Below are 22,466 nucleotides of genomic sequence, written 5' to 3' on the forward strand. Positions count from 1 at the left end.
CCGCCGCAATGGCGCTATCACACCGCCCTCATAAGGTGAATGCCTGACCATGCCCGAATTGCCCGAAGTCGAGACCGTCCGCCGCGGCCTTCAGCCTGTCATGGAGGGTGCGAAAATCCTGGTCGCGGAGACCCGCAGGCCTGATTTGCGCTTTCCTTTCCAGCCGGACTTCGTGGCCCGACTGAAGGGGCAGGTCGTCACGGGGCTCGGCCGCCGTGCAAAATATCTCATGGCCGATCTCACCTCCGGCGACGTGCTGTTGATGCATCTGGGCATGTCGGGTTCGTTTCGCGTCATCAAGCCGGACAACGAGGCGGCGCCGGGCGAGTTTCACTATCCGCGAGCCAAGGACTCCGCGCACGATCACGTGCTGTTTCGGATGTCCTCCGGCGCCGACATCATCTTCAACGATCCGCGCCGCTTCGGTTACATGAAAGTGATCGCGCGCAGCGCGCTCGACGAGGAGCCGCTGCTGCGCGGGCTCGGGCCCGAGCCGCTTGGCAACGAATTTGACGCCGCGATGCTGGCGCGATCCTGCGCCGGCAAGACCACGAGCCTGAAAGCCGCGCTGCTCGATCAGCGCGTGGTCGCCGGGCTCGGCAATATCTATGTCTGCGAAGCCCTGCATCGCTCGCATCTGTCGCCGCGCCGGATCGCCGCGACGTTGTCGACCAAGGCCGGACAACGCAAGGGCGTTGCCGGGGGCGAGCCGACCGACCATGCAAAGCGACTGGTCGGCGCGATCCACACCGTGCTGAACGACGCCATCAAAGCCGGCGGCTCCAGCTTGCGCGACCATCGCCAGACCTCGGGTGAGCTCGGCTATTTCCAGCACTCCTTCAAGGTCTACGACCGTGAAGGCGAGAAATGCACCACGCCGCGCTGCGGCGGCACCGTGAAGCGTTTTACGCAGAACGGCCGATCGACGTTCTGGTGTCCGAAATGTCAGAAGTGAGCGTCATTGCGAGGAGCCCTTGCGACGAAGCAACCCAGAATTCCTCCGCGGAAAGATTCTGGATTGCTTCGCTACGCTCGCAATGACGGCGGGGATAGCGCCTTCACAAAAAAACGCGAAGCGAAGCAATCCGGCCGGGCTGGTGGCCGGATTGCTTCGTCGCTAAGGCCCTTCCGGATGGTGAAGGTCCGGCTGCCATCCGAGCGATACCCCCGCTCAGGACGCCAGTATCGCAGTTTCATCGGCGGCCAGCTCGGCGGCGACGTGCAACGTTCCGTCCGCGGCCGCGATGACCTGGTCGATCAAGACATTGGTGGTGAGGTCGAGCTCGAGCCGGGTCTCAATCCAATGCCAGAGGCCGCGGATCTCCTCGGTCGACTTGCCGTTCGGCGCGAATTCGCTCACCGCAAGGCCGCTGGCGAGCGAGTCCTGGTGATCGTTGCGCATCACGATCAGGGGACGCGCGAGCACCTCGGCGAGATCAAGCGCTGCTTCCTCGGCGAGCGTGTTGGCGGCGTTGTCGATGCGCTGGCCGCGGATCGGGGTTTGGTTCAGCACGAAGCTGTAAGGCCGCTTCCAGGCGCGCGCGACGCTCAGCGTCGAAACGGTGGCTTCGATGTCGGCGACGCTCGGACGGGCCGGGATCAGGCAGAGGTCAGAATGGCGGATCGCGGCGGTGGTCGCTGCGCTGAGGCCGGCGGCGGTATCGACGATCGCGAGCTGGAGGCCGCTGTCGGCCAGCATCTTTAGGCGCGGTTCGATGTCGGCGGCGTGATAGATCGGCTCGACGACGAGATCATCGGTGGTGCGGCGGCGCTGCCAGTTGGACAGTGTGCCCTGCGGGTCGGTTTCGATCAGGCGAACGGTGAAGCCAGCATGCTTGGCTGCCAGCGCGAGGCCGATGGCGAGCGTGCTCTTGCCGCTGCCACCCTTTTGGGTGGCCAGTGCGATCGTGTGCATTGAAGATCAATCCTTTGGAGTGCTTGGGTCTCGGGAAACGCCACGCGAACGTGCATCGATCTCGATGCTGAGCTCTTCTCGCTCAGGACGTGCCGGCCCGATCCAAAGGGGATCGCGGAGGTCCGAATCAGCAGTCACGATGATGGCGGAATCGGGAATGCCAACGAATCCGTACCATTACTGGACCCGTACTCGTACGTGTGCTGTGCTTGCAGCCGTGAATAATAAGGACAAGCGGCATGGGCGGAAACTGGCGCGACCGGACGGCGACGAATTTCGAATGCCAGAAGATGCCCGCGGTATCGAGCCGCGGCATGGTGGTCAGCAACCATCCACTGGCCTCCAGCGCCGGCGCGGAGATGCTGGCCGCCGGCGGCAACGCCATCGACGCCGCGATAGCGACCCTGTTCACGCTGACCGTGGTCGAGCCGATGATGGTGGGCATCATCGGCGGTGGCATGGCGCACATCCGGCTTGCCGACGGCAGCCACCGTTTCATCGACGGACAGAGCACCGTGCCCGCGGCGGTGCTTGACACCAGCTACACCCCCACGCCGGGTTCCGCGCATGATGTGTTCGACACCGTCGGCAATGAAAATCTCAACGGACCAAAGGCGGTCGCCACGCCGGGCTCGCTGAAAGCCTGGTGCGAGACGCTGCGCTGCTTCGGCACCATGAGCCTTGCCGACGTCATGCAGCCCGCGATCAAGCACGCCGCGCGCGGCTATGCGACGACACCCTATCTGCACGAATGCATCACCGAGAGCGCCGCCGAGATGCGCAAGGACAAGCCGATCGCGGCGATCTATCTGCCAGACGGCGAGCCGCTCAAGGTCGGCGAGCGCGTGGTACAGGCCGAGTATGCCGAGACGTTGCGGCATATCGCCGACCACGGCGAAAAGGCGCTCTATGAGGGGCCGCTTGGCGATATCCTGGTCGACTATATGGAAAAGGCCGGCGGCTTCATCCGGCGCAACGATCTCACCAGCTACAAGACCGACGAACGGCAGCCGATCCGCGCCGATTACCGCGGCTGGACTATCTTTGGCCCGCCGCCGCCCGCGGCTTCCGGCGTGCATATCGCACAGATGCTGAACATCCTGGAAGGCTACGACATCCAAGGCCTCGGCTTCGGTACGCCCGAGACCATCCACTATCTTGCCGAGGTCCTGAAGATCGCATTCGCCGACCGCGCCGCGGCCAGCGGCGATCCTGATTATGTCGGCGTCCCCGTGGAGCGGCTGACCTCGAAGGCCTACGCCGAGGAGCGCCGCGCTGCGATCGATCCGGCACGGGCGCAGAGCTGGGGCGCCGGCGTGTCGCAGCTTGAAGGCGCTCACACCACGCACATGACGGCGGCGGATGCGTTCGGCAACGTGGTTGCGACCACGCAGACCATCAACAATCTGTTCGGCGCCAAGATCATGATCCCGGGCCTGGGCGCCATCGCCAACAACTACATGAACCTGTTCGATCCGCGTCCAGGCCACGCCCTGTCGCTGGCGCCGGGCAAGCGGGTGACGACCTCGATGTCGCCGATGATGGCACTCCGTGATGGAAAGTTGCGCTATGCGCTCGGCTTGCCCGGCGGAAAACGAATCTTCCCGAGCGCGATGCAGGCGCTGCTCAATCTGATCGACCACGGTATGAGCTTGCAGGAAGCAGTCGAGGCGCCGCGGGTCTGGACCGAAGGCAATGCGCTTGAGGTCGAGCAGAGGGTGCCGGAGAGCGTGCGCGCGAAGCTCGCGGAGCTCGGCCACAAGGTGCAGCCTGTCGCGGCAGTCGCCGGCGGCATGAATGGTATCGCCTTCCACGACGACGGCACCATGAGTGGCGCCGCTTGCTGGCGTGCGGACGGCACGCCGGTCGGGATCTCGGGTGGTCTTGCGAAGGCCGGGATCAGGTTCAGGCTGAGCTAGGTCTCATGCCCCGGACGCAGCGCAGCGCTTCTTCAGCGGCGCGCATTTCATGCCGCACCGCGCCCGGGACACGAGAGCTACTTGCGCACGCAGATCACGCGCACGACAGCGGCTTTCGCATCTGTGGACGTTCCGTTCGCCGCGACACCGTTCGCCTTCAGGAAATCGCGCACCGTCTCCGCGGAGACCATCACCGCCTGCGACGCCGGCACCGACGTCGCGGGGCCCGCAACCATCGCCGGCTTCAATAGTGCGATGCCGGCGAACTTGCCGTCGCCGTCGATGGCGGGGCTGCCGGAGAAGCCGACAGACGGTGGCGGTGAGAGTGGGGAATCGCCACCACCGACGGATGCCAGCGTAGCCTTGAGGCTCGACACACCCGCGGCTCCGCCCTGGCTCTGCGGATCCGCGATACCGATGACATCGACACTCGTCTTCGCTGCGCCGGCCGCGAGGTTGAGGGGCTCCAGGCCGCGGGCGCCGTAAATATGCAGCAGCGCGAGGTCGTGTTCCCGGTCCTCGGCGAGACGGTCGGCGCTGCCATAGCCGGCGATCGTGATCGCGAGGCAGCTATCAGTGACGAGGCGGTCCGTGAGGATCGCGCCATCGTCGCTGACGACAATGCCGGTGCCATATTCGACGGTCTTGCGTGGCGGCGGCCCCGCCTGTGGCCCCGACGGAAACGCGTTGAAGGCGCTCGACATCGCGATCACGACCGGCTCGACCGTGTTCTCGGTCGCCTGATCGTAGAGGATCGTCATGATGCGGACCTCGTCACCCCTGGAGGTGCCGCGCAAATAGAATTTCTTCAGGCCCTGCAGACCCGACAGCACGAAGAAGTCGGGCTTTACCACGGTGTAGTCGACCTTGCGACCCGGCTCTTTCTTCTCCGCTTCGGCAAGCTTGGCTGTGGTCGGGTTCGCCTCCTTGCGGCGGCTGAGCAGAACCTGCACCGTGCCAGTGGGCGAGGTCCATTTCGAGCCGTTGGCGTCGGTCGCCTGCTGCGGCACCAGCTTTGAGGGAATGCCGAGCCGCGCGCCGCTGGTCATTTCCGTCACGATCTTCCAGCCGACGCTGTCCTGTTTGCGGCGCGCGGTCTCGGCGAGCGCTGCGCGTTCCTGCGGATTGAGCACGCCGGTCGCCTTGCCGCCCTTGGCCTTCTGATACTCCTTGATGGCCTCGACCAGGCGCGCGCTGACGTCGCCGGTGATGGCGCCGTTATACTGGCCGACCCAGGCGAGGTCGGACTGCAGCGACAGCCGCTCCGCCTGCGCCATGGCATCGGCCGTCGCAGCCGGCGTCTGCAATGCAGGAGGCCGGATCGGAACGGTCTGGACCGGCTTCGGCTTGGTGCCGGGAAGCTGCGGTGTCGTCATCTGGGCGTTCGCGCCTGTCGCAGCCGCAAACATCAGTGTTGCCGCAAGCATCGATCTCATGACAAATCCAGCCCGCCCATTGAACGCAATGCCATTGAAGCACATCTCGTTGGTCGCGAACAATGTTGCGGTGGTTCAGACCGGCAGGAGAGGTCTAGCTCCTCATCCTGAGGAGCCGCGTAAGCGGCGTCTCGAAGGATGAAGGCCGTGCAGCCGCAGCGGGGCCTGCATGGTTCGAGACGGCGCTTCGCGCCTCCTCACCATGAGGAGAGGATCTGGAAGGATAACGATGCTGAGCCCGGACGAACTCGAACGTTATGCCCGCCATATCGTGCTGCGCGATGTCGGTGGCCCCGGCCAGGCTGCGCTGAAGCGGGCCTCCGTGCTGGTGATCGGCGCCGGCGGGCTCGGTGCGCCCGCTTTGATGTATCTGGCGGCCGCCGGCATCGGTACGCTCGGCGTGGTCGATGACGACGTGGTGTCGCTGTCGAACCTCCAGCGCCAGGTCATTCACACCACGCCCGATATCGGCCGGCACAAGGTCGAGAGCGCGGCCGAACGGATCTCGGCGCTCAACCCGCATGTCCGCTTCGTCGGTCACGCCACCTGGCTCAATGCCGACAATGCGCTGTCGCTGATCGGGGACTATGACCTCGTGCTCGACGGCTCCGACAATTTCTCGACCCGCTATCTGGCCTCGGACGCCTGCTTCTTCGCCAAGAGGCCGCTGATCACGGCGGCGCTCGGCACCTTCGATGGCTCGCTGACCACCATCCGCGCGCATGAGACAAACGAGCAGGGCGAATTCAATCCGACCTATCGCTGCCTATTCCCGGAAGCGCCGCCGCCCGGGACCGTGCCGGCGTGCGCGGAAGCCGGCGTCATGGGCGCGCTCGCGGGCGTGATGGGCTCGATGATGGCGCTGGAGGCGATCCGCGAGATCGTCGGCTTTGGCGACGGCCTCGTCGGCCGCCTCCTGATGATCGATGCGCGCGCGATGCGCTTCGAGACGCTGCGTTACGCGCGCGATCCCGCCAATCCGCTCAATGGCGATGGGCCTGTGATCACCGATCTCAGCGCCCATCGCACTTGATTGCAGACGTTATGCTGTGGCCGGCTTCTCGCTGTCGAGATGCGCCATCTGCTCAGCGGCGTAACGCGTGCCGGCAGCGACATCGGGCGGGAAGGCCGTTGCCAGCACGGCGAGATGAGCCGGCGTCAGCGTGACCTTGGCCGCGCCGAGTGCTTCGGTGAGGCGGTTGCGGGTGCGGGCGCCGACCAGCGGCACGATCTGCTTGCCTTGCGCCGCCACCCAGGCGATCGCGACCTGTGCCGGCGTCGCGCCAATCTCAGCGGAGATGGCGCGCAGCTGCTCCACCAATGCGAGATTGGCATCGAGATTCGATCCCTGGAAGCGCGGCGTCATCAGCCGGTAGTCCTTGCCTGTCTTGCCGGAGTCCTTCGACCAATGGCCGCTGATGAGGCCGCGCGCCAACACGCCGTAAGCCGTGATGCCGATGCCGAGCTCGCGGCAGGTCGTCAGGATGTCGCGTTCGATGCCACGCTCGATCAGCGAATATTCGATCTGGAGATCGGCGATCGGGTGCACGGCATGCGCGCGGCGGATGGTGGCGGAGCCGACCTCGGACAGGCCGATATGTTTGATGTAGCCGGCCTTCACGAGATCGGCGATGCCGCCGATGGTCTCCTCGATCGGAATGTTGGGATCGAGCCGCGCCGGACGGTAGACGTCGATGTAGTCGGTGCCGAGCCGCTGCAGCGAATAGGCTAGGAAGTTCCTCGTTGCGGCCGGCCTCGTGTCCATGCCGGTGAATTCGCCGGCAGGACCGCGCAGCGCACCGAACTTGACACTGATCTGCACCTTGTCGCGCGGCACCTCCTTGAGCGCTTCGCGCACCAGCATTTCATTGTGGCCCATGGCGTAGAAATCGCCGGTGTCGACCAGGGTAATGCCGGCATCCAGTGCGGCGTGGATCGTGGCGATGCTCTCGCCGCGATCGGCGGGGCCGTAGACCTCGGACATGCCCATGCACCCGAGACCGAGAGCGGAGACGGTGGGACCGGTCGAACCGAGTTTGCGCTGTTCCATGATGGCTCTCCTCGAAAAGGCGCTGACTGCGCCGCGTGACGAGGCCTGATATGCGCTTGATCGATTGCGCCGATAAGCTGGACAATCGAGAATGGCTTGTTCACATTAACGAACAATGGCTGAGCCCGACCTGCGTGATCTCGACGTCTTCATGGCGGTCGCCCGCACCCGCAATTTCCGGCGCGCGGCGATCGATATTCGCGTGTCGGTGTCGAGCCTTAGCCAGCGATTGCGGGACCTGGAGGAGCGCCTCGGCGTCCGCCTGATGAACCGCACCACCCGCAGCGTCGCCCTGACCGAGGCGGGCGAGCTGCTGCTGTCGCGCGTGGCTCCGGCGCTGCGCGATGTCGGCGAGGCCCTCGATCAGGTCCGGGGCCTGCGCGAGATGGCCTCGGGCCGGCTGCGCATTAACGCGCCGCCACCCGCGGTCGATCTCGTGCTGGCCCCCATGATCGGGCCGTTCCTTAAGGCCTATCCGCAGGTCGACCTCGAGATCGTTTCCGAGAGCGGGTTTGTCGATATCGTCAGCGCGGGCTTCGATGCCGGCGTACGTTATGGCGAGCATCTCGCGCAGGACATGGTGGCGATCTCGCTCAGCGGCCCGCAGAGCTATGTCGTAGTCGCTTCGCCCGATTACCTCGCGCGCCGCGGCAAGCCGGAGCATCCGAAGGATCTGCTCGACCATAATTGCATCCGCGCCCGCTACTCCAGCGGTGTCATGCACGATTGGGAGTTCGAGAAGGCCGGCCAGCTGGTGAAGGTCGATCCGCCGGCAAAGCTGATCTCGACCAACATGGGCCTTTCCATGCGCGCCGCGCTCGACGGCGCCGGCATCTGGGCGACGCTTGATGGTTATGTCGGCGAAGCCCTGAAGTCCGGCGCGCTCGTCAGTCTGATTCAGGATTGGTGCGAGCCGTTTCCCGGGCCGTTCCTGTACTATCCAAGCCGGCGACAAACGCCGCCGGCGCTGCGGGCCTTTATCGATTTCGTTGCCGACTGGCGCAAGCGCGAAACACGCAGCAAATAGACCTCACAGCATGCTCGGCAGCACGCGATCCGGCGGCTTGTGCGCATCGAGGAAGGTTCGGATGTTGATGATCACCTTCTCGCCCATCTCGACGCGGCCCTCGATCGTGGCCGAGCCCATATGCGGCAGCAACGTCACCTTGCCGGCCTTGGCGAGCCGCACCAGCTTCGGGTTCACCGCGGGCTCGTGCTCATAGACATCGAGGCCGGCGCCGCCGATCTCGCCGCCTTCGATCAGCTTGATCAGCGTGTCCTCGTCGGTGACCCCGCCGCGCGCGGTGTTGACGATGTAGGCGTCCTTGCGAATAAGCTTCAGCCGGCGCGCCGACAGCAGATGGTAGGTCGCCGGCGTGTGCGGACAGTTCACCGAGATGATGTCCATCCGTGCCAGCATCTGGTCGAGGCTTTCCCAATAGGTCGCGCCCAGCTCTTCGGCGATCTTCGGCGCCACCGGCCGACGATTGTGGTAGTGGATCTGCAAGCCGAAGGCGCGGGCGCGGCGTGCGACCGCCTGGCCGATGCGGCCCATGCCGATGATGCCAAGGCGCTTTCCGCCGATGCGATGGCCGAGCATCCAGGTCGGCGACCAGCCCGGCCAGGGTTTTCCTTCCGTCAGGATCGAGGCGCCTTCGATCATCCGCCTGGGCACGGCGAGGATCAGCGCCATGGTCATGTCGGCGGTGTCTTCGGTCAGAACTTTCGGCGTGTTGGTGACGGTGATGCCGCGGGCATGCGCGGCCTCGACATCGATGTTGTCGACGCCGTTGCCGAAATTCGCGATCAGTTTCAACCTGCAGTCGGGCTGGTTGACGATGTCGGCGGAGATGTGGTCGGTCACGGTTGGGACCAGCACGTCGGCGGTACGGGCGGCTTCCGCGATCTGCTCGGGCGACATCGGCGTGTCGTCGAGATTGATCCGCGCGTCGAACAGCTCGCGCATCCGGGTCTCGATCGAGTCCGGAAGCTTGCGCGTCACCACGACGAGGGGCTTTTTCTTCACCGACATGTCCTGCCCTCATGAGGCGTTGCGAGCCGCCTCTGTCGCCAAAGGCCGGCCGTTGAGGCCTCATTAACCCGGTTGTTCGACACTGCGCTTGCCGTGTCGTCCCCGGCGTTTCCTTCAAGCTCTCCCGACATTTCCGGCCGGAAAATCGGGACAAACCGGTTGTTCAGATGTCCGTCCTCTCTAGCAGAAGGCCGGGCCAAGACAAGAACCACGGGTAAAGGGCTCGGGAACACCCGCGTGGGGCGGGGTCAGGGGCGACAGCGGCCTGGTTTGGGAATTTAGGGCGAGGGACCGGCTCGGCCGGACCTTCGACAGGAGACGGGTTGATGGCGTTGGGGCGTTTTTGTTCGGTGATGGCGCTCGTTTGCACCTGGTTGAGCGCTTCGGTCAGTCCCGGGCATTCGGCAAAGGACAACACCCCTCAGACGGCCTCAGGCCTCCCGGTGCCGCGCTACGTCAGCCTGAAATCGGATCACGTCAACGTCCGCGCCGGCCCGACCAAGGACAACGACGTCGCCTGGGTCTACACCCGTTCCGGCCTGCCGGTCGAAATCACCGCCGAGTTCGAGAACTGGCGCCGGGTCCGCGATTCCGAGGGCGCCGAGGGTTGGGTCTATCACTCGCTGCTGTCGGGCCGCCGTACTGCTGTCGTCACCATGAAGCACAAGGACGAGCTCGCGCCGATCTACGACCGCGCCGATCCCGAGAGCGCGGTTGCGGCCAGGCTCCAGGCCGGTGTCGTCACCCAGGTGAAGAAGTGCACTGCAAACTGGTGCCGCGTCAGCGGTAACGGCTTTGACGGCTGGATCCAGCAGGAGCGCCTCTGGGGCGTCTACTCGGACGAGCAGGTGAATTGATCTGGGCGGGAGCGGAACTGTTGCTCCACCGTCATGCCCGGGCATCCACGCATTTTTCGACGCCTGACCGAATAACGTGGATAGCCGGGACAAGCCCGGCCATGACGATCAAATCAGCAGTTCAGGATAGATCTCAGCGCTTCTTGCGCAACCGTACGACCATGTCGATGCGGGCGATCTCGTAACCCGCGGGCACCTCAGGCATCTTGGACAGCGCCAGATGCGGATCCTCGATGTCGACCAGCTCATGGCTGTTCTCGAGGTAGTAGTGATGGTGGGTCGTGACGTTGGTGTCGAAATAGGTCTTGGTGCCGTCGACGCTGACCTGACGCAGCAGACCGGCATCGGTGAGCTGGTTCAGCGTGTTGTAGACGGTCGCCAGCGAGACCGGCACCTTGGCCAGCGTCGCTTCCTCGTAAAGCATTTCAGCCGTGAGGTGACGTGCACCCTTGCCGAACAGGAGCCAGCCGAGCGCCATGCGCTGGCGCGTGGGGCGAAGCCCTGCGGACTGGAGCATTTCGTTGACGTCGTGCCACGGGCAGCCGGTCAACGCCGGCTGGCGGCCGGACATAAGAGCCGCCGCATGGGCCTCTTCGTCGCGATGGGGCGCGTTATTTTCGTTCATTTCCAGCTTCGGGCACGCGTGAACACTGTCGTTGCCCAACATATATGGAGAGATAGATGCAGATGCAAGTTTCTCGCAACTAGAGTGGTTCTAATCAGGCAGGGAACCGGGGTGGCGGCCCGTCATTTTACCTTCATGAGAGCGCTTTGCTACCCGAAATGGCCTGTGTTAGAGAGCCCGCGGTTCCGCTTAACCCATTTTGGCGCGACCCGGCATTGAGGGCCGCTCGCTATCCATCCAGGGTCCTTCGGTATTCTCGTCTGACAATGGCAACAGATGTCGCCTTTCGAACAGGATGGGGCCCATTTTCGCCGGAAACGCCGCTCAATCGGGGTTTGAACACAAAGGCTTCCGCATGCTGAACAGGCGCAACGGTTACGAATATGAAGATCTGCTGGCATGTGCCCGCGGCGAGATGTTCGGCCCTGGCAATGCGCAATTGCCGCTGCCGCCGATGCTGATGTTCGACCGCATCACGGACATCAGCGAGACCGGCGGCGAATTCGGCAAGGGGGTGGTGCGCGCCGAGCTCGACGTGAAGCCCGACCTCTGGTTCTTCGGCTGCCACTTCAAGAACGATCCGGTGATGCCCGGCTGCCTCGGGCTCGATGCGCTGTGGCAAATGGTCGGCTTTTATCTGGGCTGGAGCGGCGGTGAAGGTCGCGGTCGCGCGCTTGGCCTGAACGAGCTGAAGTTCAGCGGCCAGGTGCTGCCGGAGGCCCGCAAGGTTGTGTACAACATCGATATCAAGCGCGTGATGCGTTCAAAGCTGGTGCTCGGTATCGCCGACGGATGGCTTTCGGTGGATGACCAGATTATCTATCGCGCAAAGGATTTGAAGGTCGGCCTGTTCAAGCAGGGCACGAGCCTGGGCTGAGCGCATCACCACGAAGACAACGATTGAGGCGAGGCTGTCATGAGGCGGGTTGTGGTCACCGGGATGGGCATTGTCTCCTCCATCGGAAACAACACCCAGGAGGTGCTTGCGAGCCTTCACGAGGCGAAGTCGGGCATTTCGCGGGCTGAAAAATATGCCGAGCTCGGCTTCCGCTCCCAGGTGCAGGGTGCGCCGACGCTCGATCCTTCGACGGTGGTCGACCGCCGCGCCATGCGTTTCCTCGGTCAGGGCGCGGCGTGGAATCACGTCGCGATGGAACAGGCGATCCAGGATTCCGGTCTTTCGCCCGACGAAATTTCCAATATTCGCACCGGCATCATCATGGGCTCCGGCGGTCCGTCGGCGCGCACCATCGTCGAAGCCGCCGACATCACCCGCACCAAGGGACCGAAGCGTGTCGGGCCGTTTGCAGTGCCGAAGGCGATGTCCTCCACGGCCTCCGCAACGCTTGCGACCTGGTTCAAGATCAAGGGCGTGAACTATTCTATCTCGTCGGCCTGCGCGACGTCGAACCATTGCGTCGGCAATGCCTATGAAACGATCCAGATCGGCAAGCAGGACGTCATCTTCGCCGGCGGCTGCGAGGAGCTGGACTGGTCGCTGTCGGTGCTGTTCGACGCCATGGGCGCGATGTCCTCGAAGTACAACGACACGCCTGCGACGGCCTCCCGTCCCTACGACGTCAACCGCGACGGCTTCGTGATTGCCGGCGGAGCCGGCGTGCTGGTGCTGGAAGAGCTCGAGCATGCCAAGGCGCGGGGCGCACGCATTTACGGCGAGATCGTCGGCTATGGCGCGACGTCCGACGGCTACGACATGGTCGCACCATCAGGTGAGGGCGCCGAGCGCTGCATGCGCATGGCGATGTCGACCGTGAAGACCAAGGTCGACTACATCAATCCGCACGCGACATCGACCCCGGCCGGCGATCCGCCGGAGATCGACGCACTCCGCAGGGTGTTCGGAAGCGGCGAGAAGTGCCCGCCGATCTCGGCGACCAAGGCGCTGACCGGTCACTCCCTGGGCGCAACCGGCGTGCAGGAAGCGATCTATTCGCTGCTGATGATGAACAATGGTTTCATCTGCGAGAGCGCCCACATCCAGGAGCTCGACCCCGTGTTCGCCGACATGCCGATCGTGCGCAAGCGCATCGACAACGTCAAAATCGGCACCGTGCTGTCGAACTCCTTCGGCTTCGGCGGCACCAACGCCACGCTGGTGTTCAGCCGGCTGGATGCGTAATTTTGGCACGCTGTCATGCCCCGCGAAGGCGGGCATCCAGCACGCCGCAACTTCTCGATTTGCAGTAATCGCCTCGAAATACTGGATCGCCTGCCCCAGTGCGCAAGTGCGCGCAAGGCGGGCGATGACGCCGGAATAATGGGAGCTATCAGGCAATGGAAGGTTTAATGAAAGGCAAGCGCGGTCTGATCATGGGCATCGCCAATGATCATTCGATCGCCTGGGGCATGGCGAAGACGCTGCATGCCCACGGCGCCGAGCTTGCCTTCACCTTCCAGGGCGAGGCGCTGGGCAAGCGTGTTAAGCCGCTGGCGGAGCAGCTTGGCGTCGACATGGTGCTGCCCTGCGACGTCGAGGACATCGCCAGCGTCGACGCCACATTCACGGCCTTGCGCGAAAAGTGGGGCCGGCTGGATTTCGTGATCCACGCGATCGGCTTCGCCGACAAGAACGAGCTCAAGGGTCGCTACGCCGACACCAGCCGCGAGAATTTTTCGCGCACCATGGTGATCTCCTGCTTCTCCTTCACGGAAGTGGCAAAACGCGCCGCCGAGCTGATGACGGAGGGCGGCAGCATGATCACGCTGACCTTCGGCGCCTCGGAACGCGCGATGCCGAACTACAACGTGATGGGCGTGGCCAAGGCGGCGCTGGAAGCCTCGGTGCGCTATCTCGCCTCGGATTTCGGACCGCGCGGCATCCGCGTCAACGCGATCTCCGCCGGCCCGATCCGCACGCTCGCCGGCTCCGGCATCGGCGAGGCGCGCGCGATGTTCGCCTTCATGCAAAAACATTCGCCGCTCCGCCGGGGCGTGACGCTCGACGAGCTCGGCGGCTCGGCGCTGTATCTGTTGTCGGATCTCTCCGGCGGCGTGACCGGCGAGATCCACTATGTCGATTCCGGCTACAACACCGTCCTGATGCCGCGGCCGGACGATTTGAAGGCGCAGGATTAGCTCTCGTAGAGTGGGCAAAGGCGCGCAAGCGACGTGCCCACGATTTCTCAATAATCGAGACCAGTTCCTGCTGCGAAGGACGTGTCGATCAGCGCGCGTCGCTGTTGCGCGCCGCTCGTTGAACCCCGATCAGCAGCGGCAGCGTCTTGTCGAGGCTTTCCGTCAGCATGGCACGCACGTCGTCGCGCAGTGCGGGATTGTCGGCGGCATCTTCAGGGCGGGTTGGAAACGATTCTGCGGGTAGTTCGCGATAGGGGCCGCCGATTTGCACGCCCAGGAGCCTCTGCACCATAAGGGAATGATGCGTGTTGATCAGCGCAGAACTCTGTCTGACAACGGAGAAGTCGCGCCCATCGAAGATGCGGACAAACGCCAGGGCGTAGAGATAGATGCGACGCCCGAGCACCACATCATGGTTGAGGATGCCGAAGCCGCGGACCGTATAGTTGGATGACCCGAAAGGGCTGATTGAATTGAGGATCTGGATGTAGTGCCGGCAATTCGTTCCTTTCACGACGTCGCGCATGTATTGGGCCAGCTCCGCATTGAGATCGCGGAACAACCTGTCCTTCAATGTGTCCTTGGACTCATCGCGGGGAGGAAATTTCGCCGGGTTGTAGGGGATTCTCAGAACGGACACGCCGGCAGGGATCGTGGCGCGAATCCGCGCGAAGATCAGATCATTGAGTCCCCAGCCCGGGATCGGGACGACCGTCTTCTTGTGCTGAAATACGGTCAGGCCGGTCGTCAGCACGGTGAACTCATCGCCGGTGGTGACGACGACACCGAAGTCGCACGGGCCGCCGACCACGGGAGCGGGTTTGCCCGTCGCTTCACGCCGCGTGGTCGTCTTGTTGTTGCTTTGCTTGACGGCTGATCCTGCCGTTTCCGCCCCTGGTGGTACCAATTTGGTCTGCGCCCAAGCAGATGTCGAAAAGCACCACGCGACGGCCGCAAGGACGACGAGCCGGGCCAAAACGTCAAATGCAGCCCAGCCGCAGGAAGCGGACGAGCGATAGTCTTTGTCGCGTCCCCTCGGCAAAGGCGCTTACTCGCCCTTGATATACGCGGGTAGATACCTGTCCAGCTGGGCCGTGAGCAGGCTGCGTGTGCTGTCACGCAGCAATGCACTGCTGGTCACCTGTTCAGGGGTCTTGGGAAATTCGAGATTGTTGAGGATTTGCATATTGTCGTTCTTGTTGGAGAAACTCGAAGCAATCACATCGCCGAAGCTGCGGGTAGGCGCCCGATGGATGTCGAAAGTCCGTCCGTCAAAAACGTTTATGCGGAAATAGGAAACCACGACGCCGCGCCCGGAAGGGCTCGCCCAATTCTTGTAGACCCCGAGGCCCTCGATTGATTGATTGGTGCCATCCACCGAAACGCGGGCTTTCGTGGCTACGACGTAGCGTTCGCAATTTGCAGCTCCGGCGATCTGCCGCACCAGCGCCGTCAGGTCGTCGCGGTCATTGCGGAACAGTTTCGCTTCCGGATGATAGTACGGCCTGAAGGCTCCGCTTGCGTAAGCGACCCTTCGGACAGCCGTGCCGGGAGCCGTGGCGCGAACCCTCGCGACGAACAGATCATCGATACCCCACGTCTCGATCGGCGCCTCCATATACTCGTTGCCGAACATCGTGAGGCCGACATGTTGCACCGAGAACTGGTCTCCGATCGCGGAAATGACGCCGATCTGACAGGGGCCGCTCTCCGCCGCAACTGGCTGTTGTGCAGCCGGTTTGGCCTTCGGCGCCGCCTTCTTGACTGCCTTCTTGGCTGGCGCCGCCGTCTGAGCGGGAGGCGCGGTGGTTGCGGGAGGGGTTTGCGCGGCTGCCGTGGTGAGCAGGGACAGCAACGCGATCAGCGAGACAGCAATTCGAAGCATCGATTCCGGGAGATCAGGGGGCAGGAGGACGGCGGATACGCCACAGTAAATTGGAACCGTGACAACCGCAAGCTGCACCAGGCGACCACTGCCTATCCGGCGGGTCGCTGCCGCCGCCACCGATAATACTTCATCATGAATCCGTTCGACGGCTCGACCTCTTCTTTCTCGAACACAAAGCCCTCGCGCTCGTACCAGCGCCAGGCTTTTTCGTTCTCGCGGATGCAGCGCAGAGACATCTCGTCGGGCATTTGTGTGCGCGTGAAGCCAAGCAATTGGCGGCCGAGCGATTGGCCCTGATAGGCGGGCGCGACGAACAGCATGTCGAGATAGAGTTTTGGCAAATGCAGCGCCAGCATCGCGGCGATCGTGCCGTCGTCGTCGGCGACGAACAGGCTCCAGCCGTCCTCGGTCTCGCGCCGGATCCGTGCACGCAGGTTTGCCAGCAGGAAGTCGCTCGTCTCGCCGAGGCCGGTCGAGACCCAGCTCTCCATCCAGATACGGCCGATCTCGTCGTATTCGTCCGCGCGGGCTGGGCGAATGATGGGATGCGACATCGAGGCCTCAGGTTGGCTTGCTGCGCACGGATGGACGTGCGCGCACCTTGCCCGCCGACAGGCACACCACCTCGGAGATTTGCAGGAGTTGCCGCGCCAGCGGGCTGGTCTTGCGCCAGACCATGCCGATGGTGCGCGACGGCTGCGGGTCGCGGAAGCGCGCGAGCGAGACCGAGGCCGATCGCGTCTCAACTGACACCGCCATCTCGGGGATCAACGTGACGCCGATGCCGGCGCTGACCATCTGGACCAGCGTCGACAGCGAATTGGCATCCAGCATCTCGCGTGGCGGCGCCGATTGCATGTTGCAGAATGACAGCGCCTGATCGCGGAAGCAGTGCCCCTCTTCGAGCAACAGCAGCCGCATCTCGCGCATCATCTCCCGCGACGGTGCCGGCGTTCCCTCATCCGCACTCGGCCGCACCAGCAGGAATTTTTCCTCGAACAGGGCGACCTCGGTGAGCGAGGGCTCGGACACCGGCAGCGCCACGATGGCGGTATCGAGCCGACCCTCCACCAGTTCCTGAATCAGCCGCGGCGTCATCGTCTCGCGCACGCGGATGTCGAGCTCCGGATGCATGCGCGTCAGATTCTTGGTGATCGTCGGCAGCAGATAGGGCGCGATCGTCGGAATCATGCCGATGCGCAGCCGTCCGGAGAACCGGTCCTGCGAGGCGCGGGCGAAATCGCCGAGCTCGTCGACCGAGCGCAAGATGTCGCGGACGCGCTGCGCGAGCTCCTCGCCAAATCGGGTCAGCGCCACCTGCCGGGCGCTGCGCTCCAGCAGCAGACCGCCGAGCGCCTCCTCAAGTTCCTTGATTTGCATCGACAGGGCAGGCTGCGAGATCGAGCAAGACTCAGCCGCGCGCCCGAAATGACTGTGACGCGCCAGGGCGTCGAAATAACGGAGCTGGCGCAGCGTGAGGTTTAGCATCAGAAAATCTTATCGCTGCGATCATTAAAGTCAACTTCCCCTGATCGAACGTGAAGCTTAGAGTGCCTCTACCTGGTCAAAGGCGCGAGTTCGACGCCACCAGAGGAGGTATTCATGGACGACACTTCAAAGTGCCCGTTTTCGGGTGGAAAACGTGTGCCGGCGAACCGCGATTGGTGGCCAACCCAGCTCAGCATCGAGATGCTGCACAAGAATTCTCCCAAGTCCGACCCGATGGACAAGGACTTCGACTACGCCAAGGAATTCAAGTCGCTCGACCTGAACGCGGTCATCAAGGACCTGACCGCTCTGATGACGGAATCGCAGGAATGGTGGCCCGCCGACTTCGGTCACTACGGCGGCCTCATGATCCGCATGGCCTGGCACAGCGCGGGCACCTACCGCACCACCGACGGTCGCGGTGGCGCCGGCGCCGGACAGCAGCGTTTCGCGCCGCTCAACAGCTGGCCCGATAACGCCAATCTCGACAAGGCACGCCGTCTGCTCTGGCCGATCAAGCAGAAATACGGCCGCAAGATTTCCTGGGCCGATCTGATGGTGCTGGCGGGCAACGTCGCGCTGGAGTCGATGGGCTTCAAGACCTTTGGCTTTGCCGGCGGCCGCGTCGACGTCTGGGAGCCGGAAGAGCTCTATTGGGGTCCCGAAGGCACGTGGCTGGGCGATGAGCGCTACAGCGGCGAACGCCAGCTCGCCGAGCCGCTCGGCGCGGTGCAGATGGGCCTCATCTACGTCAATCCCGAAGGCCCGAACGGCAAGCCGGATCCAATCGCTGCCGCCAAGGACATTCGCGAGACCTTTTTCCGCATGGCGATGAACGACGAGGAAACCGTCGCACTGATCGCCGGCGGCCACACCTTTGGCAAGACCCACGGTGCCGGCGATCCGTCGCTGGTCGGACCGGAGCCGGAAGCGGGCGCGCTCGAAGATCAGGGCCTCGGCTGGAAGAGCAAGCACGCTTCCGGCATTGGCGGCGATTCCATCACCAGCGGTCTCGAGGTGACTTGGACAACGACGCCGACGAAGTGGAGCAACAACTTCTTCGAGCACCTGTTCAAGTACGAATGGGAGCTGACTAAGAGCCCGGGCGGTGCGCAGCAGTGGACGGCCAAGGGCGCCGAGGCGATCATTCCCGATGCCTTCGACAAGTCCAAGAAGCATCGGCCGACGATGCTGACGACCGACCTCTCGCTGCGTATGGATCCGGCCTATGAGAAGATCTCGCGCCGCTTCCTCGAGAATCCCGATCAGTTCGCGGACGCCTTCGCCCGTGCCTGGTTCAAGCTCACCCATCGCGACATGGGTCCGGTGGTGCGCTATCTCGGTCCGCTGGTGCCGAAGGAAACCCTGATCTGGCAGGATCCGATCCCTGCTGTGAATCACGAGCTGGCCAGCGAGCAGGATATCGCCTCGCTGAAGACCAAGATCCTGGCCTCGGGTCTGTCGGTCTCGGAACTGGTCTCGACCGCCTGGGCGTCGGCCTCGACGTTCCGCGGCTCGGACAAGCGCGGCGGCGCCAACGGCGCGCGTATCCGCCTCGCCCCGCAGAAGGATTGGGAAGTGAACGAGCCGGCTCAGCTCTCGAAGGTCCTGGGCAAGCTCGAAGCGATCCAGAAAGACTTCAACGCGTCATCCGGTGCGAAGAAGGTCTCGCTGGCGGACCTCATCGTGCTCGGCGGCACCGCCGCGGTCGAGAAGGCCGCCAAGGATGCCGGCGTCGACGTCAAGGTCGGCTTCACGCCGGGCCGCATGGATGCCTCGCAGGAGCAGACCGACGCCGCTTCGTTTGCTCCGCTGGAGCCGCGGGCCGATGGCTTCCGCAACTTCATCGGCAAGCGGCAGCAGTTCATGATGCCCGAGGAGGCTCTGGTCGATCGTGCGCAGCTGCTCCGGCTTACCGGCCCGGAGATGACGGTGCTCGTCGGCGGTCTGCGCGTGCTCGGTGCCAATGCGAACGGTTCGAAGAACGGCGTCCTCACCTCGAAGGTGGGAACGCTGAGCAACGACTTCTTCGTCAACCTGCTCGACATGAGCACGCAGTGGACGCCGGCCGGCACCGACGGCACCTATGAGGCCCGCGACCGCAAGACCAACGCGGTCAAGTGGACCGGCACGCGCGTCGACCTGATCTTCGGCGCACACTCGCAGCTTCGCGCCTACGCAGAGGTCTATGCCACGTCGGATTCCAAGGAGCAGTTCGTCAAGGACTTCGCCAAGGCCTGGACCAAGGTGATGAACCTCGATCGCTACGACATCGCGGCCTGATTCCAAAGTTCGGCAAGCGACAAACAAAAAGGGCGGCCGCGAGGCCGCCCTTCGTGTTTCTGGCAGGTAGCGAGATTTACTCGCCGGCCGCTTCGCGCGCGGGCTGCTGGCTCTCGCCCTTGCCCTCGAGGTCTTCGCCGGTCTCCTGGTCGACCACCTTCATCGACAGGCGGGTCTTGCCGCGGTCGTCGAAGCCGAGCAGCTTGACCTTGACCTTGTCGCCTTCCTTGACGACGTCGGAGGTCTTCTGCACTCGCGCCGAGGCGAGCTGGCTGATGTGGACAAGGCCGTCCTTGGAGCCGAAGAAGTTCACGAAAGCGCCGAACTCCATCACCTTGACGACGGTGCCGTCATAGATCTGGCCGACTTCCGGATCGGAGGCGATCGACTTGATCCACTTGATCGCGGCCTTCATCGCCTCGCCGTCGCTGGAGGCGACCTTCACGGTGCCGTCGTCCTCGATGTTGACCTTGGCGCCGGTCTTCTCGACGATCTCGCGGATCACCTTGCCGCCGGTGCCGATCACTTCGCGGATCTTGTCGGTGGCGATCTTGAAGGTCTCGATGCGCGGCGCGTATTCGCCGAGCTCGGCGCGGGCGTTGGTGAGCGCCTTCGACATCTCGCCGAGAATGTAGATACGCCCATCCTTGGCCTGACCGAGCGCGACCTTCATGATCTCCTCGGTGATGCCCTCGATCTTGATGTCCATCTGGAGCGAGGTGATGCCCTGCTCGGTACCGGCGACCTTGAAGTCCATGTCGCCGAGATGGTCCTCGTCACCGAGGATGTCCGAGAGAACCGCGAAGCGCTTGTCTTCGAGGATCAGGCCCATTGCGATGCCCGCGGTCGGCCGCTTCAACGGCACGCCGGCGTCCATCAGCGCGAGCGAGGCGCCGCAGACCGATGCCATCGACGAGGAGCCGTTGGATTCGGTGATCTCCGACACCACGCGCGTGGTGTAGGGGAATTCGTGGTGCGGCGGCAGCACCGGGTGGATCGCACGCCAGGCGAGCTTGCCGTGGCCGATCTCGCGGCGCTTGGTACCGCCGAGGCGGCCGGTCTCACCGACCGAGTAGGGAGGGAAATTGTAGTGCAGCAGGAACGTCTCTTTGTACGTTCCCGACAGCGCGTCGATGTACTGCTCGTCCTCGCCGGTGCCGAGCGTGGTCACGACCAGCGCCTGGGTCTCGCCGCGGGTGAACAGCGCCGAACCGTGGGCGCGGGGCAGCACGCCGACTTCGGCGACGATGTTGCGCACGGTCTTGGAATCGCGGCCGTCGATGCGCTTGCCGGTGTCGAGAATGTTCCAGCGAACGATCTTGGCTTCGAGCTCCTTGAACACGCCGCCGATGCGCAGCTTGTCGTATTTCGGCTCTTGGCCTTCCGGGAAGTAGTGCGCGATCACCTTTTCCTTGACCTTGCCGACCGCGGCGTAGCGATCCTGCTTGACCGGAATGGCGTAGGCGGCGCGCAGTTCCTGCTCGACCATGCCGAGCATTTCCTTTTCGAGCGCCGAATTGTCGATCGCGGTGACCTCGCGCGGCTCCTTCGCGGCCTTTTCGGCGAGCTCGATGATCGCGTTGATCACCGGCTGGAAGTGGCGGTGACCGAACATCACGGCGCCGAGCATGATCTCTTCGTTCAGCTCCTTGGCTTCCGATTCCACCATCAGCACGGCGTCCGCAGTGCCGGCGACGACGAGGTCGAGCTGAGTGTCGACCATCTCGTCGAGCGTCGGGTTGAGGATGAACTCGTCATTGGCGAAGCCGACGCGCGCGGCGCCGATCGGGCCCTTGAAGGGAGCGCCCGACAGGGTCAGCGCAGCCGATGAGGCCACCAGCGCGACGATATCGGGATCGTTCTCCATATCGTGCGAGAGCACGGTCACGATCACCTGGGTCTCGTTGCGCCAGCCGTCGACGAACAGCGGACGGATCGGACGGTCGATCAGGCGGGAGACCAGCGTTTCCTTCTCGGTCGGACGACCCTCGCGCTTGAAATAGCCGCCGGGAATGCGGCCGGCTGCGTAGGTCTTCTCTTGGTAGTCGACGGTCAGCGGCAGGAAGTCAACGCCTTCGCGCGGCGACTTCGCGGCTACGACGGTCGCGAGCACCACGGTCTCGCCGTAGGTCGCGACGACGGCACCGTCGGCCTGACGCGCGATCTTGCCGGTTTCAAGCTTGAGAGGGCGTCCACCCCAGTCGATCTCGACTGAATGCTTATTGAACATAGAGGTCTTCTTTCATGGGTTCTCGAAAGAAGGACGGGTCGAAAAACAAAAACCATGCGCAAGATTGCGGGACGTTGATCGAAGCGGGCGATCAGCGTCCTGCGATCCTGCCATGGTTTTTGGATTTCGGATGGCGTCCATCCCTTCGGGTCATACGGGCGCCTTGCCCGTTGTGCCCAGCCGCCGGATTGCTGCTGGACTGTCAGTCGGCACGAACGCGAACACCGAAGCGCGGTGTTCGCCCATCATGCCCGGATGCTCGCCGTCAACGGCTCGCATCCGACGCGCACGCAGCCTCGACGAAAAACCTTTAAACAAACGCTTTCGTTCGAAATCACGCGCGAAAACGCGCGCCGGTTGGCGCGCGCAAGAACTCTTAACGACGAATGTTGTGCTTCTCGAGCAGCGCCTTGTAGCGCGCCTCGTCCTTCTTCTTCACATAGTCGAGGAGCGAGCGGCGGGTCGAGACCAGCTTCAAGAGACCGCGACGCGAATGGTTGTCCTTCACGTGGGTCTTGAAATGGTTCGTGAGGTTGGCGATGCGTTCCGACAGGATCGCGACCTGAACCTCTGGCGAGCCGGTATCACCGGCCTTGTTGGCATTCGTCTTGATGACTTCCGCTTTGCGTTCTGCGGCAATCGACATC

Annotated in this window: 20 protein-coding genes; 9 read left to right on the forward strand and 11 right to left on the reverse strand. The window is 63.8% G+C overall.

What is annotated here, in order from left to right; translation table 11 throughout:
• Positions 1–49: 49 nt before the first annotated feature.
• A complete protein-coding gene (gene mutM / locus ACIPUD_RS08695; RefSeq protein WP_446480393.1) occupies positions 50–955 on the forward strand; it encodes a bifunctional DNA-formamidopyrimidine glycosylase/DNA-(apurinic or apyrimidinic site) lyase in 906 nt (301 codons plus the stop codon).
• 216 nt (positions 956–1,171) lie between these two features.
• On the opposite strand, the gene ACIPUD_RS08700 is transcribed toward mutM, so the two are convergent.
• Positions 1,172–1,915 (reverse strand): nucleotide-binding protein, encoded by a 744-nt coding sequence (locus ACIPUD_RS08700; protein WP_446480394.1) that lies wholly within the window; start codon positions 1,913–1,915, stop codon positions 1,172–1,174.
• 239 nt (positions 1,916–2,154) lie between these two features.
• On the opposite strand from ACIPUD_RS08700, the gene ggt reads away from it, so the two are divergent.
• Positions 2,155–3,834 (forward strand): gamma-glutamyltransferase, encoded by a 1,680-nt coding sequence (gene ggt / locus ACIPUD_RS08705; RefSeq protein ID WP_446480395.1) that lies wholly within the window; start codon positions 2,155–2,157, stop codon positions 3,832–3,834.
• Between the two features lie 77 nt (positions 3,835–3,911).
• Here the strand turns inward: ggt and ACIPUD_RS08710 are convergent, their stop codons facing one another.
• Positions 3,912–5,270 carry a serine protease gene (locus tag ACIPUD_RS08710; protein WP_026233023.1) on the reverse strand — a complete coding sequence of 453 codons (1,359 nt, stop codon included), beginning with the start codon at positions 5,268–5,270 and terminating at the stop codon, positions 3,912–3,914.
• 229 nt (positions 5,271–5,499) lie between these two features.
• Here ACIPUD_RS08710 and ACIPUD_RS08715 point away from each other — a divergent pair, with 229 nt between their 5' ends.
• Complete coding sequence (locus ACIPUD_RS08715) at positions 5,500–6,303, forward strand: HesA/MoeB/ThiF family protein (protein ID WP_018455782.1); 804 nt, start codon at positions 5,500–5,502, stop codon at positions 6,301–6,303.
• Positions 6,304–6,312: 9 nt separating this feature from the next.
• Here ACIPUD_RS08715 and ACIPUD_RS08720 read toward each other — a convergent pair whose 3' ends face one another.
• Positions 6,313–7,320, reverse strand: coding sequence for an aldo/keto reductase (locus tag ACIPUD_RS08720; RefSeq protein ID WP_018455783.1), 1,008 nt, complete (start codon positions 7,318–7,320; stop codon positions 6,313–6,315).
• Between the two features lie 115 nt (positions 7,321–7,435).
• Between ACIPUD_RS08720 and ACIPUD_RS08725 the strand changes: the two genes are divergently transcribed.
• Entirely contained in the window at positions 7,436–8,347 is a 912-nt protein-coding gene (locus ACIPUD_RS08725) for a LysR family transcriptional regulator (protein ID WP_247295885.1), read from the forward strand.
• Between the two features lie 3 nt (positions 8,348–8,350).
• On the opposite strand, the gene ACIPUD_RS08730 is transcribed toward ACIPUD_RS08725, so the two are convergent.
• Complete coding sequence (locus ACIPUD_RS08730; RefSeq protein WP_018455785.1) at positions 8,351–9,352, reverse strand: 2-hydroxyacid dehydrogenase; 1,002 nt, start codon at positions 9,350–9,352, stop codon at positions 8,351–8,353.
• 326 nt (positions 9,353–9,678) lie between these two features.
• On the opposite strand from ACIPUD_RS08730, the gene ACIPUD_RS08735 reads away from it, so the two are divergent.
• The gene (locus ACIPUD_RS08735; protein ID WP_026233024.1) at positions 9,679–10,209 is read left to right on the forward strand and encodes an SH3 domain-containing protein; all 531 of its coding nucleotides are present in this window, start codon (positions 9,679–9,681) and stop codon (positions 10,207–10,209) included.
• 133 nt (positions 10,210–10,342) lie between these two features.
• Here ACIPUD_RS08735 and irrA read toward each other — a convergent pair whose 3' ends face one another.
• On the reverse strand, positions 10,343–10,834 hold the full coding sequence (gene irrA, locus ACIPUD_RS08740; protein ID WP_018455787.1) for an iron response transcriptional regulator IrrA: 492 nt from the start codon (positions 10,832–10,834) through the stop codon (positions 10,343–10,345).
• A 355-nt stretch (positions 10,835–11,189) separates the two neighbouring features.
• Here irrA and fabA point away from each other — a divergent pair, with 355 nt between their 5' ends.
• The 3 genes from fabA (at position 11,190) to fabI (ending at position 13,930) form a co-directional block, all read left to right on the forward strand.
• Positions 11,190–11,711: a bifunctional 3-hydroxydecanoyl-ACP dehydratase/trans-2-decenoyl-ACP isomerase gene (gene fabA / locus ACIPUD_RS08745; protein WP_007603915.1), complete on the forward strand. Its 522-nt coding sequence runs from the start codon at positions 11,190–11,192 to the stop codon at positions 11,709–11,711.
• Between the two features lie 39 nt (positions 11,712–11,750).
• Positions 11,751–12,974, forward strand: a complete 1,224-nt coding sequence (gene fabB, locus ACIPUD_RS08750) for a beta-ketoacyl-ACP synthase I (RefSeq protein WP_026233025.1) — start codon at positions 11,751–11,753, stop codon at positions 12,972–12,974.
• Positions 12,975–13,129: 155 nt separating this feature from the next.
• Positions 13,130–13,930 (forward strand): enoyl-ACP reductase FabI, encoded by an 801-nt coding sequence (gene fabI, locus ACIPUD_RS08755; protein ID WP_026233026.1) that lies wholly within the window; start codon positions 13,130–13,132, stop codon positions 13,928–13,930.
• 88 nt (positions 13,931–14,018) lie between these two features.
• Here fabI and ACIPUD_RS08760 read toward each other — a convergent pair whose 3' ends face one another.
• The 4 genes from ACIPUD_RS08760 to ACIPUD_RS08775 all read right to left on the reverse strand — a co-directional run bounded on the left by ACIPUD_RS08760 (position 14,019) and on the right by ACIPUD_RS08775 (position 17,306).
• Positions 14,019–14,906, reverse strand: coding sequence for a hypothetical protein (locus ACIPUD_RS08760; RefSeq protein ID WP_240550533.1), 888 nt, complete (start codon positions 14,904–14,906; stop codon positions 14,019–14,021).
• A 72-nt stretch (positions 14,907–14,978) separates the two neighbouring features.
• Positions 14,979–15,935, reverse strand: coding sequence for a hypothetical protein (locus tag ACIPUD_RS08765; RefSeq protein ID WP_446480396.1), 957 nt, complete (start codon positions 15,933–15,935; stop codon positions 14,979–14,981).
• Positions 15,908–16,372, reverse strand: a complete 465-nt coding sequence (locus ACIPUD_RS08770) for a GNAT family N-acetyltransferase (protein ID WP_018455792.1) — start codon at positions 16,370–16,372, stop codon at positions 15,908–15,910. The genes ACIPUD_RS08765 and ACIPUD_RS08770 overlap by 28 nt, the downstream gene beginning before the upstream one ends.
• 7 nt (positions 16,373–16,379) lie before the next feature.
• Complete coding sequence (locus tag ACIPUD_RS08775) at positions 16,380–17,306, reverse strand: hydrogen peroxide-inducible genes activator (protein ID WP_018455793.1); 927 nt, start codon at positions 17,304–17,306, stop codon at positions 16,380–16,382.
• Between the two features lie 114 nt (positions 17,307–17,420).
• Here ACIPUD_RS08775 and katG point away from each other — a divergent pair, with 114 nt between their 5' ends.
• On the forward strand, positions 17,421–19,589 hold the full coding sequence (gene katG / locus ACIPUD_RS08780) for a catalase/peroxidase HPI (RefSeq protein WP_446480397.1): 2,169 nt from the start codon (positions 17,421–17,423) through the stop codon (positions 19,587–19,589).
• Positions 19,590–19,665: 76 nt separating this feature from the next.
• Here the strand turns inward: katG and pnp are convergent, their stop codons facing one another.
• Together pnp and rpsO are read right to left on the reverse strand one after the other, a co-directional pair.
• Positions 19,666–21,819, reverse strand: coding sequence for a polyribonucleotide nucleotidyltransferase (pnp, locus tag ACIPUD_RS08785; protein ID WP_018455795.1), 2,154 nt, complete (start codon positions 21,817–21,819; stop codon positions 19,666–19,668).
• A gap of 376 nt (positions 21,820–22,195) precedes the next feature.
• On the reverse strand, positions 22,196–22,465 hold the full coding sequence (gene rpsO / locus ACIPUD_RS08790; protein ID WP_007598346.1) for a 30S ribosomal protein S15: 270 nt from the start codon (positions 22,463–22,465) through the stop codon (positions 22,196–22,198).
• Position 22,466: the final 1 nt, after the last annotated feature.

It is taken from the genome of Bradyrhizobium sp. CAR08, assembly GCF_052871955.1.